Source organism: Streptomyces tateyamensis (genome assembly GCF_003205575.1).
Classification (GTDB): domain Bacteria; phylum Actinomycetota; class Actinomycetes; order Streptomycetales; family Streptomycetaceae; genus Kitasatospora; species Kitasatospora tateyamensis.
In genome coordinates this window covers 1-894 of sequence record NZ_PYBW01000157.1, presented here as the reverse complement: position 1 = coordinate 894, position 894 = coordinate 1, and the positions used below count along the sequence as shown (strand labels likewise).

1 pseudogene is annotated in these 894 nt (G+C 69.9%); it reads right to left on the bottom strand.

Annotated features, from left to right (window positions below):
• Window positions 1–23 precede the first annotated feature (23 nt).
• Window positions 24–894 (bottom strand): annotated as a pseudogene (locus tag C7C46_RS30830) (IS5 family transposase); the annotation flags it as partial.

Here is an 894-nt window from a genome sequence, read left to right as displayed (position 1 = left end):
CTAGGGCCTGTTCCGAGTTCAGATCATGTGGCGGGCCGTAGGCTTCGGAGCCATATGACGGCGCCGCGTAGGTGGAGTCCGGCGAGGTAGCTGTCGGGGGTCTTGTCATAGCGAGTGGCCAGACCGCGCCACTCCTTGATCTTGTTGATACAGCGCTCGACGGTGTTGCGGTCCTTGTAGAGGTCGGCGTCGTGCGTGACGGGACGGCCGCCGCGCGAGCCCTTCTTCCTGCGGTTGGCGGCCTGGTCGGCCTTCTCCGGGATCACGGCCCTGATCCGGCGGCGGCGCAGGTAGGCGCGGTTGGCGCGGGAGGAATAGGCCTTGTCGCCGGCGATCGCGTCCGGGCGGGTGCGGGGCCGACCGACCGGGACGCGGACCTTGACCCGCTCGACAACCTCGATGAAGCGCGGGCTGTCGGCCGACTGCCCGGGCGTGATCACGAACGACAGTGGCCGGCAGCGGCGCTCGGCCGCGAGGTGGGTCTTGGTGGTCAGCCCGCCGCGAGAGCGCCCCAACTCGGCCGCGCGAAGCCGGGCCTTGCGGCGACGGCGAACACGGCGGCGTTCCTCGCGAGTCGCGTCGTCCGTCTCGCCGCCCGAGCCGGGCGCTGCCACTAACGGTTCGGTTTGACCCTTTTGCGAAGCCCCTTTTCCTCTGTGGCGGCCTTCTCCAGATCCTGCAGCAACTCCGGGTCGACGACCATCCCGGCCGCGTGGTGGTGCGCGCGGGCGACCGTGGAGTCCACGCTGACCAGGCTGAGATCGACCTGCCCACGGGCTGCGGCCTCGGCGATCATCCCCTCCATCAGCGCCTGGAAGGTCCCCGTGGTCGCCCAGATCTGGAACCGGCCGTAGACGGTCGACCAGGATCCATAGCGCTCAGGGACGTCCCGCC